The organism is Actinomyces sp. Z16, assembly GCF_003111765.1.
GTDB classification, from domain to species: Bacteria; Actinomycetota; Actinomycetes; order Actinomycetales; family Actinomycetaceae; genus Actinomyces; species Actinomyces glycerinitolerans.
Window position 1 is genome coordinate 3,193,454 of the sequence record NZ_CP027862.1, and the last position, 13,401, is coordinate 3,206,854.

Genomic DNA, 13,401 nt, shown 5'->3' on the forward strand with positions numbered 1-13,401 from the left:
GCTCAGGACCCCGCCTGATTTCCGCTCCTCGCCCAGGGGTCCAGTTCCGTGCCGAAGACGGCGAAGCGCTGGGCCACGCATCCCAGCCACAGGTAGAACAGATGACGAGAGTTACTCAGGTCGAGGTCAAAGGTGTCCTGAAGGCGATCGACGCGCTTCTGCACGGTGGAGTGGTGCAGGCCCAGCTCGACGCAGGCGCCCCGCACGGACTTGGCCCTGGTCAGGGCGGTCACGGTCTCCTCGAGCCACGGGATCTGCTCAGCGGTGATGAGCTGCACCGTGGGATCGGTCATGACGTCCTCCGGCATGGCATGGAGGAACAGGGGGGCGATCACCTTGAAGCGGTCCCATTCCAACAGCTTGCCGAAGGGGGCCATACGGAGCACCGTTCGCGCTCGGCTCCACGACTCCATGATATCCGTCGGTGCCACCGCCGGGCCGGCCCCACCTCGGTGACCGGGGAATTCCGAGTCCAACCTGATCGAGGCGGGCTGAATGACGGCATACACCCGGACGGCACCGATATCGGTCGTGGCACTCAACTGATCGGCTCCGGATATCTTCGTGGTCGCCAAGACCCGATATGTCCGGTTGGCATCCAGCCGCAGTGAGCTAATGAGTTGGACCCGCCGGTCGGCGGCTACCGGGTCATTGAGGAGGATGGACCAAGCCTGGGCGGGGCTGGGGGCGAATGAGTCCATGCGGTCGCGCCAGCGACTCACCCCCTGAACCAGGCGTTCAAGTACCAGGCGATCAGTGGTGCTGGGGTCGGGATTCTCCACCCAAATTCGGCTTCCGGTGTCCGGCGAGACGCACGCCGTCGGCCAACCGGACTCGGGACCAGTCGACCTGCTGGGCAGACGACGCCCCGCGGGGTCGACGCGGATGTCGATCCCGCGGTCCTGCAGGCTCATCCCCGTCACCGACCCGGTCAGTGCGGCACCCCCGCGCAAGTACGCCTCCGGCCCGGCACCGCTGCCATCCAGACTGTCGAAATAATCCAGAACACGCAGTGCCACGCCGGCCTCGGTATCCCGGGCGGCAAGCCTGGACAGAAGGTCCCTCACCCAACCACCTTATCCTGGGGCCCGTAGCCGAATATCCGCCCCAGCCAGCTGTTACGGGACTCCAACGCCGCCCGCCCCACCGAGGTGTGGAAATGGTTCTCGAAGCCGTGGTAGCCGCCGTCCCACACGTGCAGCTCGGCGGAGCCACCTGCCCGCCAGATGCGGGCTGCATAGTCGATGACCTCGGAGCGGAAGGTCTCGGCCGAGCCCACCTCCAACAGGGCAGGCGGCAACCCCGCCAGGTCCTTCACCCGGCCGGGAGTGTTGAACCTGACCTCCCCTGGGTCCGTACCGGCCAGGACCATCGACCAGGCCCTCCGGTTCTCCTCCGCGGACCACGGTCCCGTCAGGGGCTCCTGCCGAACGGAGTCACCGTCTGCGTCGGGGTCGAGCATCGGCGCCATAAGCAACTGACCAGCGAGCGGAGGGCCTGAGTGTTCTCTGGCGAGCAGGGCGGTGCCGGCAGCCAGCCCGCCGCCGGCGCTCATGCCGGCCACGACGATCGCCTCGGGGTTGATCCCCAGCGCCTGGGCGTGCTCGACCACGTAGCACAGGGCGGTGTAGCAGTCCTCTACCAGAGTGGGGGCGGTGAACTCCGGCGCCAACCGGTAGTCGACACTGAAGACGCTGGCCCCGAAGTCGTCAATCCAGCCCTCAAAGTCCGTCACGCCGTCCCAGGGCGTACCCACCATCATCCCGCCGCCGTGAATGTAGAACACGCACGGGCGCAGATCCCTGGCCCCCGCGGCGTGGGTGTGTACCAGGCCGATTGGGTATCCGTCAGCCGCGGGGACCGTGAGATCCTCGACCACGTAGCCCCTGGCCTCGTAGCCCTCGCGGATCTCCTCGGAGAAACCGCGGATATCGGTCCTCATAGCCTCCAGGGCGTCCGCGTCGAAGGGCATGGGTACAAAGCCTCGCACGGCCAGGGCGCCGGCCAACTCGGCGTCATAGGCGGGACGCAGCGGAACCTGACGGCAAAACAACTCACCCATGGTTCAACCCTTCACCGAGCCCTGCAGCAGCGCTTGCTTGAACTGACGCTGGAAGACGATGAATACCAGGAGCGTGGGGATCATCATCAGCAGTGCCGCGGCGCACAGCATGACGACGTCTGTGGCATAGGCCCCTTGAAAGCCAGCGAGTGCACCCCCAACAGTTCGCTGAGACGGATCGTCGATCATCACCACGGTGAGCATGAAATGGTTCCAAGTCCACAGGAAGCTCATAACCATCAGGGTGGACAACGAGGCCTTGGCGATCGGCAGCTGGATGCTGACGAACGTGCGGACTGGTCCAGCGCCGTCGACCTGTGCAGACTCCTCGAGCGCCCCAGGGACGCCGAGGAAATGCGTCCGCATCCAGAACACGCCGAAGGGCATCTGCATGGCCACCAGCGGCAGCGCCACGCTCCACACGGTATTGGTCAGATTAAGGTCCCGCATGGTGATGTAGAGCGGCGTCACAAGGCTCTCCGTGGGCAGGGTCAGGCCCGCGAGGAAGACCAGGAAGAAGATCGCGGATCCGGGCACCTTCAGCCAGGTAAGGGCGTAGGCCGCCATGGTCGACAAGAGTAGGACCAGGGGCACCACAATGATGACGAGCCGAGCGCTGGAGAGCATGAGTGTCGGAAACTTGGCCAGTTCGAAGGCGGTGGCGAAGTTTTCCCAGTGCAGAGCGCCCGTGAAGGAGATCCCGGCGGGCAACGTCCCCGGTTGCGCCAAAGCTACAGACAGCAGCGCGACGAAGGGCATGAGAGTGTAGATGGCCAGGGCAATGAGAAGGGCAGAACCTGAGAACCGCTCACGGCGTGAAATGCGCATGGTTACGTCAATCCTTCGAGCTGAGCTTCTGTAGCGGAATGATGACGAGCAGGACCACGGCCATGAGGACGATTCCCATGGCGGCGGCGGCACCGACCTTCTGCTGGCTGAAGGCAAGGAAGTAGACCTCGACGCCTGGCACCATGGTGGCCCGCGCCGGACCGCCCTGAGTGGTCATGTAGACGATGTCGAAGCTGGCGAGCGCGGCAATGATGGTCATGGTGGCGCACACGACGATCTCCCTGCGCAGGCCCGGAAGCGTCACCGCACGGAACTCCTGCCACGCGTTGGCACCGTCCAGACGGGCGGCCTCGTAGAGTCCCTGGTCGATCTTGGTGATGCCGGAGGACAGCATCATTGTCGTGATACCCAGCAGGGCCCAAGTCCCGATGAACCCGATTGCAACCAGGGCAGTCTTTGTATCGCCCAACCAGGCCCTGGTGATGCCACTGAGTCCGACGGCGTCGAGGATCTGGTTGACCAGCCCCTCGCGCGAGTAGATCCAGCTCCAGCCAATGGCGGAGGCGGCCATGGGGATAACTTGAGGGAGAAACAGTACGGTTCGTACCAAATCGCCGCCCCGTCGACGGGCGACGTGCCCGGTCAGCGCCGCCGCTGCCAACGCAAGGACCAAGGTTCCGCCGGTGAAGAACACCATCAACTCGAAGGAGTGCAGCAGCGTCACGAGCTTGGACGCGTTAGTGAAGATGTCGACGTAGTTCTTAGTCCCCACAAAGGTGGCCTCCCCAACCCCGTTCCAGTCGTAGAAGGAGTATTGGATGGCACGCACGAAGGACCCCAGGATGAGCCACCCGTACAGGCCCGCCGCCGGAGCGAGGAAGGCGAGGGCAATGAGAGTTCGTTTCCAAGACCGGGGTCGGCGCGCCCGGGTGGCTGCCTGTGCCATCAGCCGTTCAACTCCTGCTCGTACCCGTCCTGGATGGCCTGGGCGAACTCTTCGGGCGTGGTCTTTCCGAGCAGAAGAGCCTGGCACTCGGGGGTCATGACACCCATGCCGATTCCCGGAGTTGCATTGGCGATGAAGTCCACCGCCCCTCCGGATTCGAGAACGGTGTTGAATGCCTGGGTGGTCTCCTGGACCAGCTGAACATCACTCGTGGGTACGGGCAGGTCGGTGGGGCCGCCCGGGGAGCAGCCGATCGCGTCGACAACCATCTGACGCGCTGACTCATCGGTGTGAATCCAGTTGAGGAAGTATGCCGTGACGTCCTTGTTCGCAGCGGTGGCAGGAATGACGTAGTTGGCGGGAGACGCCATCGCCTTGAGATCGGCACCCGCCTGGGCTCCTGGAAAGAGGAAGAAGCCGACCTTGTCCCCCATGACCGAGGCGAGTCGCTGGGCCTCCCAGTCGCCGTTGGGGACGAAGAGCGCATCGCCGGCCTGGAAGTCGGCCATTGAGGTGGAGTAGTCGACCGAAACGGCGTCGGAGGGAATGACCCCGTTGCCGACCCATTCCTGGATCTTCGTGGCGGCTTCAATCATCGCGGGCTGGACAAAGGTGGCCCCGGACTTCTGGAAGATCCAGTCGTTGATCTCTTGCGAGTCGCCGTAGGCGTTCTGAAGCATCTGGAGGAGGTAGGGGGTCCCCACGTCCTTTCCGGCCATGGCGATGGCCTTCTTGCCCGCGGCTACCGCGGCGGCGCAGGCGGCGTCGAACTCGTCCACAGTGGCGGGCGGCATCGTAACGCCCAATTCGGAGGCGAGCTCCTTGTTGTAGAAGATACCGGTGACGTTGTAGCCGATTCCTACCGCGTAGAGGGAGCCGACGCCCCGCTGACCGCTGTCGTCCATTCGCGCGATCGCGAGCAGCGGCTGGGACCAGGAGTCCCAGCCGTAGGCCTCCGCATAGGGATCCATGTTGGTAACAATCTTATCCTTCGCCGCGGCGCTCAGCGCCGGCATGAAACACAACTCGGGAGGATCGTTGCGGGTGAGGATGCGGGATATGTTCTGTGCCAGTGTAGCATTCGCCTCAGCAGTGATCTCGAAGGTCACCGTATTGTGCTGAGCGGTGAAAGCCTCGCCGAGAGCCGTCACCGCGTCAGCGGCCTCGGTGCTGGTCATGATGCGAATCTTCACGGGCTCGGTAGGCAAGGTCGTGGAGACGGCCTCGGGCGCCGACCCTTCGGCGGAGGCTCCGCCGGATCCCGGCGCCGAGCATGCGGCGGTTGCGGCCGCAACCAGCGCCACGGCACTGGTACCCAGCATGCGACGGCGATTCATAAGAGGAAGGTGCTTCGCACTCACGTCTGACTCCTTCGGTCGTCGTTGACAGGATGATCATCTTCCGGAGCGACCTGCGCGGCCGCCGCCATGTGGTCTCCGTTTCGGCGCCTCCCACCGCCGAATGGCGGTGGGGCGTCCCGAGGGTGCCGCGGCCCTCGCCGAGGTCGGCCGCATTCACCGGAGTCCGTCACAGTTGTCCCCGCCAGGCACAAATCACGACTGAAGGCCACTACCTAATCTACCGAGAAGCTGGTAGAAGACCTCTGTGAAGACCGTACGCATACTCATGCGCAGCCTGCGCGAGTACAGGAAGGCATCGTTGCAGGCGCCACTGTTCATGGTGGGCGAGGCCGGACTCGAGTGCATCCTGCCCCTGCTGATGGCCGAGCTCATCGACACCCTCACCGGCCAGTCCATGGGTCCGATCCTGCGGATCGGCCTGGTGCTTGTGCTAATGGCGATGATCTCGCTCGCCTGCGGCGTCCTGTCCGGCGTGCGCGCCGCCACCGCCGCCGCCGGCCTGGCCCGCAACCTGCGCCAGGACCTGTTCTACCGGGTGCAGGAGTTCTCCTTCGCGGACATCGATCGCTTCTCGACGTCGTCACTGGTCACCCGCATGACCACCGACGTCACCAACGTGCAGAACGCCTACCAGATGATCATCCGGGTGGCCGTGCGCGTGCCCCTGATGGTGATCTTCTCCATCATCATGGCGCTGACGATCAATGCGCGCCTGGCACTGATCTTCATCATCATGCTGCCCTTCCTCGGAGGCGCCCTGGTTGGCCTCGCCGCCTACGTGTTCCCGATCTTCCAGCGGATCTTCAAGAAGTACGACGCCCTGAACAACTCCGTGCAGGAGAACCTCTCCGCGATCCGGGTGGTGAAGTCCTTCGTCACCGAGGAGCACGAGAAGACGAAGTTCCGCGCCGCCTCCCAGGAGGTCCGCAAGGACTTCACCTACGCCGAGAAGATACTGGCGCTCAACGGCCCGATCATGGTCTTCTTCATCTACGTGGCACTGATGCTGGTCAACTACCTGGGCGCCCGGGTGGTCGTGGCCAGCGGCGCGACCGAGCTGACCACCGGCGAGTTCTCCTCCCTGATGACCTACGGCGTGCAGATCCTGGCATCAATGATGATGCTCGCGTTCATCTTCGTAATGGTGTCGATGTCGGTGGAGTCCGCCAACCGCATCGCCGAGGTCATCGAGCACCGCCCCACCCTCACCTCCCCCACGGGCGGCCTGAAGGAGGTTCCCGACGGCGAGGTCCGCTTCGAGGGGGTCTCCTTCCGCTACGCCGCCGACGCCGAGGCCGACGTCCTGCACGGCATCGACCTGACGATCCCGTCGGGCTCCACCCTCGGAATCGTGGGCGGCACCGGCTCGGCCAAGACCACGCTCATCCAACTAATCTCCCGCCTGTACGACGCCACCTCCGGGCGGGTGAGCGTGGGCGGCGTCGACGTGCGCGAATACGACCTGGAGAGCCTGCGCGACGCGGTCGCCGTCGTGCTGCAGAAGAACGTCTTGTTCGCCGGCACCATCAAGGAGAACCTGCGCTGGGGCGATCCCGACGCCACCGACGCGGAACTCATCCACGCCTGCGAGCTGGCCCAGGCCGACGAGTTCGTGCGTCAGTTCCCCGACGGATACGACACTCGCATCGAGCAGGGAGGCACCAACGTCTCCGGCGGGCAGAAGCAGCGGCTGTGCATCGCCCGCGCCCTGCTGAAGAAGCCGCAGATCCTGATCCTGGACGACTCGACCTCCGCCGTCGACACCCGCACCGACGCCCTCATCCGTCGCGCCTTCGCCGAGGAGATCCCGGACACCACCAAGATCATCATCGCCCAGCGCCTGAGTTCCGTGGAGCACGCCGACCATATCATCGTCCTCGACGACGGCCGCATCCTGGAGCGCGGCACGCATGCGGAGCTGATGGCCCTGGGCGGCGAGTACCAGCAGATCTACGAATCCCAGAACCGCACCAGCCAGACGCAGGAGGTGGCGTGACCGTGGCGCGCACCCGCAATCAGCAGCCCCGGGACCTGCGTCCCGACGCCGACCAGCCGGACCCGCACGACCTGCCGCATATCGAACACCCGGCCCGCCGGCTGCTGGCCTATGTCTTCCGCTACTACCCGTGGCAGTTGATCGTCGTCGCCGTCAGCATCGTGATCGCCTCGGTGGCCTCCACCGTCGCCTCGATCTTCATGCAGCGGGTGGTCGACGAGGTGATCACCCCCGGGCTGAGCACGGGCCTGGACGCCGTAATGCCCACGCTGGTGCGGATCATCACCGCCATGGGCGTGGTCTACGCGCTCGGCGTGCTCACCAACTTCCTGTACTCGCGGATCATGGCGGTGGTCACGCAGGGCTCGCTCAAGCACATGCGTGACGACATGTTCGACCGCATGCAGTCCCTGCCGATCAAGTACTTCGACACCCACGCCCACGGCGCGATCATGTCGACCTACACCAATGACACCGACGCGGTGCGCCAGCTGATCGGCCAGTCGGTGCCCACCCTGATCCAGTCCGCCCTGACCCTCGCCGCCATGCTGGCGATGATGCTCTACTACAGCCTGTGGCTGACGATCCTGGTACTGGTAGTTGCCGCGATCATGGTCGGCGCCACCCGCAACCTGGGTGGGAACTCGTCGCGCTACATGGTCGCCCAGCAGCAGTCGCTGGCCACCGAGGAGGGCTTCGTCGAGGAGATCATGGGCGGGCAGAAGGTGGTCCAGGTCTTCAACCACGAGGAGGCCGCCAAGGCCGACTTCGACGCCCTTAACCGGCAGCTGTTCGCCGACTCGGAGAAGGCCAACCAGTACGGCAACATCCTCGGCCCCGTCATGGGCAACCTCGGCAACCTGCTGTATGTGCTGATCGCCATGGTGGGCGGCCTGCTCATTCAGCTGCAGGTGACCAACATCGGCTTCGCCGGCATGGGCACCATCACCGTCGGCATCATCGTCTCCTACCTGACGATGGTGCGGCAGCTGTCCCAGACCATCAACCAGGCCTCCCAGCAGGTGGCGCTGATAGCCATGGGCCTGGCCGGCGCCGGCCGGGTCTTCGCCCTGATCGACGAGCAGCCCGAGCAGGACGGCGGTTATGTGGGTCTGGTCGACGCCGTCGAGACCGCCGACGGCGGCGTTCAGCCCGCGGACCACAAGACCGACGTGTGGGCCTGGCGCCACCCCCACCAGGCGGACGGCACCGTCACCTACACGCGGCTGCGCGGCGAGATCGTTATGAAGCACGTCGACTTCTCCTACGACGGCGTCAAGGAGGTTCTCCACGACGTCTCCCTGTGGGCCGAGCCGGGGCAGAAGATCGCCTTCGTGGGCGCCACCGGCGCCGGGAAGACCACGATCACCAACCTGATCAACCGCTTCTACGACATAGACGACGGCAAGATCCGCTACGACGGCATCAACATCAACAAGATCGCCAAGGCGGACCTGCGCCGCTCACTGGGCGTGGTGCTGCAGGACGTGCGCCTGTTCACCGGCACGGTCATGGACAACATCCGCTACGGGCGCCTGGACGCCACCGATGAGGAGTGCATCGAGGCGGCGAAGCTGGCGAATGCCGACGGCTTCATCCGGCGCCTGCCGCACGGGTATCAGACGGTGATCTCGGGCGACAGCTCAAGCCTGTCCCAGGGGCAGGCGCAGCTGCTGTCGATCGCGCGCGCCGCCGTCGCCGACCCGCCGGTGATGATCCTGGACGAGGCGACCAGCTCCATCGACACCCGCACCGAGGCGCTGGTGCAGGCCGGCATGGACAACCTCATGCGGGGGCGGACGGTGTTCGTGATCGCCCACCGGCTGTCCACGGTGCGCAACTCGGACGCGATCATGGTGCTGGACCACGGCCGCATCATTGAGCGCGGCAGCCACGAACAGCTGATCGAGCAGCGCGGCACCTACTACCAGCTCTACACCGGCGCCTTCGAACTGGAGTAGGCGTTCCACCTAAGCCCTCCTTTAGTTTCATGCAACATACGCTACGAGTAACTAAAGTTTTTCTGTAGTTTCCCTGCTACACTTGTCACATGTTAACCCGGACTGACCTCCGCCGCTCGTTAGAAGGTACCGCCTTCCGTCAGCACGGTTTCTTCACAGCGGCTCAAGCCCTAGACGTCGGATACTCCTACCAGGCACAGAAGTACCATGCAGATCGCGGAAACTGGGTCCGCGTTGATCGTGGGGTGTTCCGGCTGCCCAACTGGCCGACCTCAGCAGATGACGAGTACGTGCGCGCTTGCCTCGGGCTCGGCCGAGACGCCGTTATCTCACACGAAACCGCCCTGACAGTCCATGACCTGTCCGATGTGAACCCGGCACGCATCAACGTAACGGTGCCCGGCGGTCGTCGCGAACGAAACGGCATCCTTTCCATTCACGAAGGCGCGGTACCCCCAGGCGATAGGGAGGAGCGGGACGGCTGGAGGGTCACCACGGTGGAACGCACGCTTGCCGACGTCGCCTCCTCCACCTCCTCACAGGAGCATCTGACCCAAGCCGTCCGTGAGGCGCTCGCCAACGGGGTGATTACTCCGCGTCGTCTGCGTAACCGAGCGGCAGGACTCAACGATCGGGCGGCATTACGACTCGAACGGGCCGTTTCCACGGCCGTTGAGGAGATACAGTGAGAGACAGTTCGTACAAGGAGTCGGTGACCCAGCGACTGTCAAACGAGGGCCGCCGTCTCGGCGTCGATCCGAACGTCGTCATCAAGCGTTTCGCCTTTCAACGACTGCTTGCACGATTCGCTACGGATCCCAGATGGGTACTCAAGGGCGGCTACGCGATGGAACTGCGACTTGGCCTGCATGCAAGAACCACGAAGGATCTTGACCTCGTCGTTCACGACATTCAGAACGGATTGACTGCCGTCGAGGTCCAAGACCTGATTGACGAAGTACTCGACCAAGATCTTGGCGACCGGACGACATTTACGGTCAGCACTCTAAGACTTTGACTGCAGACGGCAACACCGGTGAGACGTGGAGGGTCACGACGCGAGCCCTGCTAGACAACAGCGAGATCTGTTCAGTCAGGCTTGACGTGGTAACAAATACCGCAGATATGGGCGATACTGCAGACCAACTCCGAGTTGAGCCGGTAATTCCAGAACTTCAAGGGTGCGAAGCGATAACGATAGCCGCTATTGACCCAAATCAACAGGCCGCTGAGAAACTACACGCCTGCGCACGGACATATGCACACGATCGCCCTTCGTCAAGGGTGAAGGATTTGGTTGATCTGGTTCTTCTCGTAGAGGCGGACCTGCTGGCACCGAAACGCCTCGGCGAGGCTCTTCGTCGCGTGTTTGATGCGCGCGACGGCGAGTTGCCGCCACGCTCGCTGACAAACTCACCTGGTTTCTGGCGTGCAGCCTACGAGGAGATGGCAGCAGAGTTGCGGCTAGAAGCGAGCAATTACGATGACGCGATAGCGCTCATTGACAGCACCTACCAGCGCGCACTCATCCACGTCCCTGATGACATTAACAGTAATGGGAAAGAGTGATTCTGGCATTGCGCAGAGGTTCATCGACACCGAACCCACGTTGAGGTTCGGCGCCATCGGCCAGGGCCGCGCGACACAGCGTTGAAGCGGCTGCGCACGATTGCGGATCCCACGCAGCCCGCTCCTGTGCCGATATGGGTAGCGCCGCAAAGCGCGTCGATCGACGACGGCACAATGCTTCTACGCCGTCGTCTTCCGCAGGGAATGGAGACCCCAAAGGCCGGTCAGGAACGGCGCCGCCCCGAGCACCGCGGCGAGGATCGGAGGCACCTCACCCCAGCCCAGCCAGACCACTACGGCGAGTGAGACTAGCAAGACCGCCCCGTTGTTCTCAGCCATCCGTAGCACGACCCGTTGCCGTGCCGGAGTCCGCCTGTGCACCCACGTTCCCACAACCAAGATGAACACGAGCATGAACAGGGAAATCACACTTGCGCGTGTGTTCTCATCCCCGAACCAATCATCAAGCACAATGCTCCAGGCCGACAGCGACACCAACACCGCGAGCGCGATCAGGTACCACGCTACAGGCGCGACTCGCCGTCGCGAGGCCACCGGCCCCGCAGACGCCGTCTCTTGTTTCCGTTCCTGCACTTTACTCATGACACGCTCCTTTGCGTCTCAGGGAGAACCGACGGGCCACTCCCACATCATTCGCGCCGCCCCATTCGCCAGAGCAGCCGTCCTTTTCAATCGATCTCAGCACGTAACTTCAACCGATCTCGGCGAGAGGGGCCGGGGCCGACGGCGGCGTCAATGCTGCCAACCGGCGCCCGCCCCTCTCACCGAGGCGACGCCCGCCCTTGTCGAGGACGGTCCGTCACAGGCTCTCGAGGATGCTCTTCCCGAGGGCCAGGTGGCGGTCGAGCTGCTCGTCGGCGTCGTTGAGGTAGAAGGCGTGGCCCTCATACTCGGAGATGAAGGCGCCCTGGAAGCCGCCGTCGGCCAGTATGGACAGTGCCTTCTCATACGGGATCGTCGGCTCGAAGACCTTGCCGTCCGCGTCGAGTTCCAGGTGGTAGAACTTGCCGTGCACGTACTTCACATACGGCACCATCGCGGCGAAGGAGTCGAGCTCCGCCGGCGCGAAGGACAGGTAGCCGAACCATTCGGAGATGGCGACCTTCTCCCCCTCGCCGCCGCCCATGTTCTTGGCGACGTGCTCCTGCATCTCCTCCTCGGTCATGCCGTTGTGGCGGTTGGCGATGATCCAGTCGAGTGTCTCCCGCTTGGCACCCAGGCCCACGTAGCGGTTGATGGCGATCTCGGTGGGCCGCTCGATGAACATGCCGAAGTCGGGCACCAGCCCGAAGGACTCGAGCCGGTTCTTCTCGATCGTCTCCATGAATCCGCGGGTGGTGGCGTCGGCCGGCGTGTGCGGAGCGTGGATCTCGAAGCCGATCTGCACGCCGTAGCGCTCGGCCAGGTCGTTGACGGCGGGGGCGAGCTCCGGCTCGAAGCCGGTGGCGCGCAGATACTTCGCGCCGAGGCTGCGGGCGGTCATGATGTCCAGGCGGATGTCGGAGAGGATGTCCTCCCGGCTCATCTGGTAGCCCGTGATGCGCCCCAGGTCCACGTAACCGCCGTAGGAGAAGACCTCCACACCGTGCTTCGCGCCGGCGGCCAGCACCGCGTCGATCTCCTCGGGCCGCGGGGTGGGGTACTGCTGGAAGGTCTGGGCGCCGACCAGCTCCACCTTGCTGACGCCCTTGGCGGCGACGTGCTCGAAGATCGTGTCAATGCTCCAGTCCTCGTTCTCGATGAACTCCTGGGTGTAGCTGTAGCAGGAAATGCCCTGTTCAATTCCATTAATCGTTGCCATGGTGGTCTTGCTCCTCAGTTCTCAGAGTTCTCGGCCACGGTGAGGGTGGCGGATGCGGAGGCGTCGAACATTCCGTAGACGCCGGGGGCGAACTGCATGTAGACGACGCGCGCCTCGCACACGAAGTCGACGTCGTGCGGCCCGGCCGCCAGCGGCTCGCCGGTCACGTGCAGGCGGATCGGGGTCTTGACGCCCCAGTACTCGGTGAAGGCCAGCGGCACCTGCTTAAGGCGCAGGAACTTGCCGTTGATCTCCACCAGGATGCGGTCGTCGTCGACCCGCTCGCCGTCGACGCTCAGTTCCATCCGCTCGACGGCGGAGATCGGGGTGCCGCGGTAGTAGTTGAGGCCGACGTCGAGGACGTAGCCGTCGGAGTCGTTGGCGAGCCGGCGCAGCACCTGCTCGTCGAAGCCGAGCTTCATGAATTTGGTGGGCATGGGTGATTCCTTCGGTTGGTTCGAGTTTGGTAGCTAGTGAGGCAGCAGTGAGGTGAACACTGTTTCAGGCCACCGCGACCCTGCGGGTGAAGCGGTTCTCGGAGACGAATGGCAGGTAGGACACGCGCAGGCGCAGGTTCACGTGCACCTCGTGCTCGCCGGGGGCCAGGCCGCCGGGGCGCAGGACGGTGATGGTCGCGAAGGTGCGCAGCTCCCAGCGCACGTCGGTCACGTCGGCCAGCTCGTCGAAGGTGCGGGTCACGCCGTTGTAGGTGAAGCGCAGGTCCTCCCCGGGCACGGCCTCGCCGTCGACCGTGACCTCGGGTACCTCGACCATGGACAGCCCCAGACCGCGGTAGTAGGGGATGTGGCTCTCGAAGGAGAAGCCCACCGCCTCGCCGTCGGGTCCGGCGACGTTGCGGACGGTTCCCTCGCGGATGATCATCTCGTCGAACATG

General features: G+C 64.3%; 14 protein-coding genes. 5 read left to right on the forward strand and 9 right to left on the reverse strand.

The features are described 5' to 3' along the window. Positions 1 to 2 precede the first annotated feature (2 nt). From C3B71_RS13255 to C3B71_RS13275, 5 genes are read right to left on the reverse strand one after another with little or no spacing between them, the layout of a single operon-like run. Entirely contained in the window at positions 3 to 1,067 is a 1,065-nt protein-coding gene (locus C3B71_RS13255) for a helix-turn-helix domain-containing protein (protein ID WP_073328969.1), read from the reverse strand. Next, a complete protein-coding gene (locus C3B71_RS13260; protein ID WP_073328966.1) occupies positions 1,064 to 2,062 on the reverse strand; it encodes an alpha/beta hydrolase in 999 nt (332 codons plus the stop codon). The genes C3B71_RS13255 and C3B71_RS13260 overlap by 4 nt, the downstream gene beginning before the upstream one ends. 3 nt (positions 2,063 to 2,065) lie before the next feature. Beyond that, positions 2,066 to 2,890, reverse strand: coding sequence for a carbohydrate ABC transporter permease (locus C3B71_RS13265; protein ID WP_073328964.1), 825 nt, complete (start codon positions 2,888 to 2,890; stop codon positions 2,066 to 2,068). 7 nt (positions 2,891 to 2,897) lie between these two features. Then, positions 2,898 to 3,797: a carbohydrate ABC transporter permease gene (locus tag C3B71_RS13270; protein ID WP_083565597.1), complete on the reverse strand. Its 900-nt coding sequence runs from the start codon at positions 3,795 to 3,797 to the stop codon at positions 2,898 to 2,900. Further along, positions 3,797 to 5,158 carry an ABC transporter substrate-binding protein gene (locus tag C3B71_RS13275; protein WP_146752426.1) on the reverse strand — a complete coding sequence of 454 codons (1,362 nt, stop codon included), beginning with the start codon at positions 5,156 to 5,158 and terminating at the stop codon, positions 3,797 to 3,799. The genes C3B71_RS13270 and C3B71_RS13275 overlap by 1 nt, the downstream gene beginning before the upstream one ends. 244 nt (positions 5,159 to 5,402) lie before the next feature. On the opposite strand from C3B71_RS13275, the gene C3B71_RS13280 reads away from it, so the two are divergent. The 5 genes from C3B71_RS13280 to C3B71_RS13300 all read left to right on the forward strand — a co-directional run bounded on the left by C3B71_RS13280 (position 5,403) and on the right by C3B71_RS13300 (position 10,684). Beyond that, a complete protein-coding gene (locus tag C3B71_RS13280; protein WP_108968696.1) occupies positions 5,403 to 7,154 on the forward strand; it encodes an ABC transporter ATP-binding protein in 1,752 nt (583 codons plus the stop codon). A 35-nt stretch (positions 7,155 to 7,189) separates the two neighbouring features. Further along, positions 7,190 to 9,115: an ABC transporter ATP-binding protein gene (locus tag C3B71_RS13285; RefSeq protein WP_108969955.1), complete on the forward strand. Its 1,926-nt coding sequence runs from the start codon at positions 7,190 to 7,192 to the stop codon at positions 9,113 to 9,115. A gap of 89 nt (positions 9,116 to 9,204) precedes the next feature. Next, entirely contained in the window at positions 9,205 to 9,804 is a 600-nt protein-coding gene (locus C3B71_RS13290) for a type IV toxin-antitoxin system AbiEi family antitoxin domain-containing protein (protein ID WP_146752425.1), read from the forward strand. Between the two features lie 23 nt (positions 9,805 to 9,827). Then, positions 9,828 to 10,133 (forward strand): nucleotidyl transferase AbiEii/AbiGii toxin family protein, encoded by a 306-nt coding sequence (locus C3B71_RS16725; protein WP_159097709.1) that lies wholly within the window; start codon positions 9,828 to 9,830, stop codon positions 10,131 to 10,133. Beyond that, the gene (locus tag C3B71_RS13300; protein WP_159097710.1) at positions 10,130 to 10,684 is read left to right on the forward strand and encodes a nucleotidyl transferase AbiEii/AbiGii toxin family protein; all 555 of its coding nucleotides are present in this window, start codon (positions 10,130 to 10,132) and stop codon (positions 10,682 to 10,684) included. The genes C3B71_RS16725 and C3B71_RS13300 overlap by 4 nt, the downstream gene beginning before the upstream one ends. A 180-nt stretch (positions 10,685 to 10,864) precedes the next feature. Here C3B71_RS13300 and C3B71_RS13305 read toward each other — a convergent pair whose 3' ends face one another. The 4 genes from C3B71_RS13305 to C3B71_RS13320 all read right to left on the reverse strand — a co-directional run bounded on the left by C3B71_RS13305 (position 10,865) and on the right by C3B71_RS13320 (position 13,400). Next, positions 10,865 to 11,287 carry a hypothetical protein gene (locus tag C3B71_RS13305; RefSeq protein ID WP_108968704.1) on the reverse strand — a complete coding sequence of 141 codons (423 nt, stop codon included), beginning with the start codon at positions 11,285 to 11,287 and terminating at the stop codon, positions 10,865 to 10,867. 217 nt (positions 11,288 to 11,504) lie between these two features. Next, the gene (locus C3B71_RS13310; RefSeq protein WP_108968706.1) at positions 11,505 to 12,506 is read right to left on the reverse strand and encodes a TIM barrel protein; all 1,002 of its coding nucleotides are present in this window, start codon (positions 12,504 to 12,506) and stop codon (positions 11,505 to 11,507) included. Between the two features lie 14 nt (positions 12,507 to 12,520). Beyond that, positions 12,521 to 12,943, reverse strand: coding sequence for a C-glycoside deglycosidase beta subunit domain-containing protein (locus C3B71_RS13315; RefSeq protein WP_108968708.1), 423 nt, complete (start codon positions 12,941 to 12,943; stop codon positions 12,521 to 12,523). A gap of 64 nt (positions 12,944 to 13,007) precedes the next feature. Beyond that, positions 13,008 to 13,400, reverse strand: coding sequence for a C-glycoside deglycosidase beta subunit domain-containing protein (locus C3B71_RS13320; protein ID WP_108968710.1), 393 nt, complete (start codon positions 13,398 to 13,400; stop codon positions 13,008 to 13,010). Position 13,401: the final 1 nt, after the last annotated feature.

Excerpts from the sequence above, each read along its gene's own strand:
- C3B71_RS13260 (WP_073328966.1), bottom strand. The coding sequence starts at position 2,062 with ATGGGTGAGTTGTTTTGCCGTCAGGTTCCGCTGCGTCCCGCCTATGAC.
- C3B71_RS13305 (WP_108968704.1), bottom strand. The coding sequence starts at position 11,287 with ATGAGTAAAGTGCAGGAACGGAAACAAGAGACGGCGTCTGCGGGGCCG.
- C3B71_RS13290 (WP_146752425.1), top strand. The coding sequence starts at position 9,205 with ATGTTAACCCGGACTGACCTCCGCCGCTCGTTAGAAGGTACCGCCTTC.
- C3B71_RS13270 (WP_083565597.1), bottom strand. The coding sequence starts at position 3,797 with ATGGCACAGGCAGCCACCCGGGCGCGCCGACCCCGGTCTTGGAAACGA.
- C3B71_RS13265 (WP_073328964.1), bottom strand. The coding sequence starts at position 2,890 with ATGCGCATTTCACGCCGTGAGCGGTTCTCAGGTTCTGCCCTTCTCATT.
- C3B71_RS13320 (WP_108968710.1), bottom strand. The coding sequence starts at position 13,400 with ATGTTCGACGAGATGATCATCCGCGAGGGAACCGTCCGCAACGTCGCC.
- C3B71_RS13310 (WP_108968706.1), bottom strand. The coding sequence starts at position 12,506 with ATGGCAACGATTAATGGAATTGAACAGGGCATTTCCTGCTACAGCTAC.
- C3B71_RS13315 (WP_108968708.1), bottom strand. The coding sequence starts at position 12,943 with ATGCCCACCAAATTCATGAAGCTCGGCTTCGACGAGCAGGTGCTGCGC.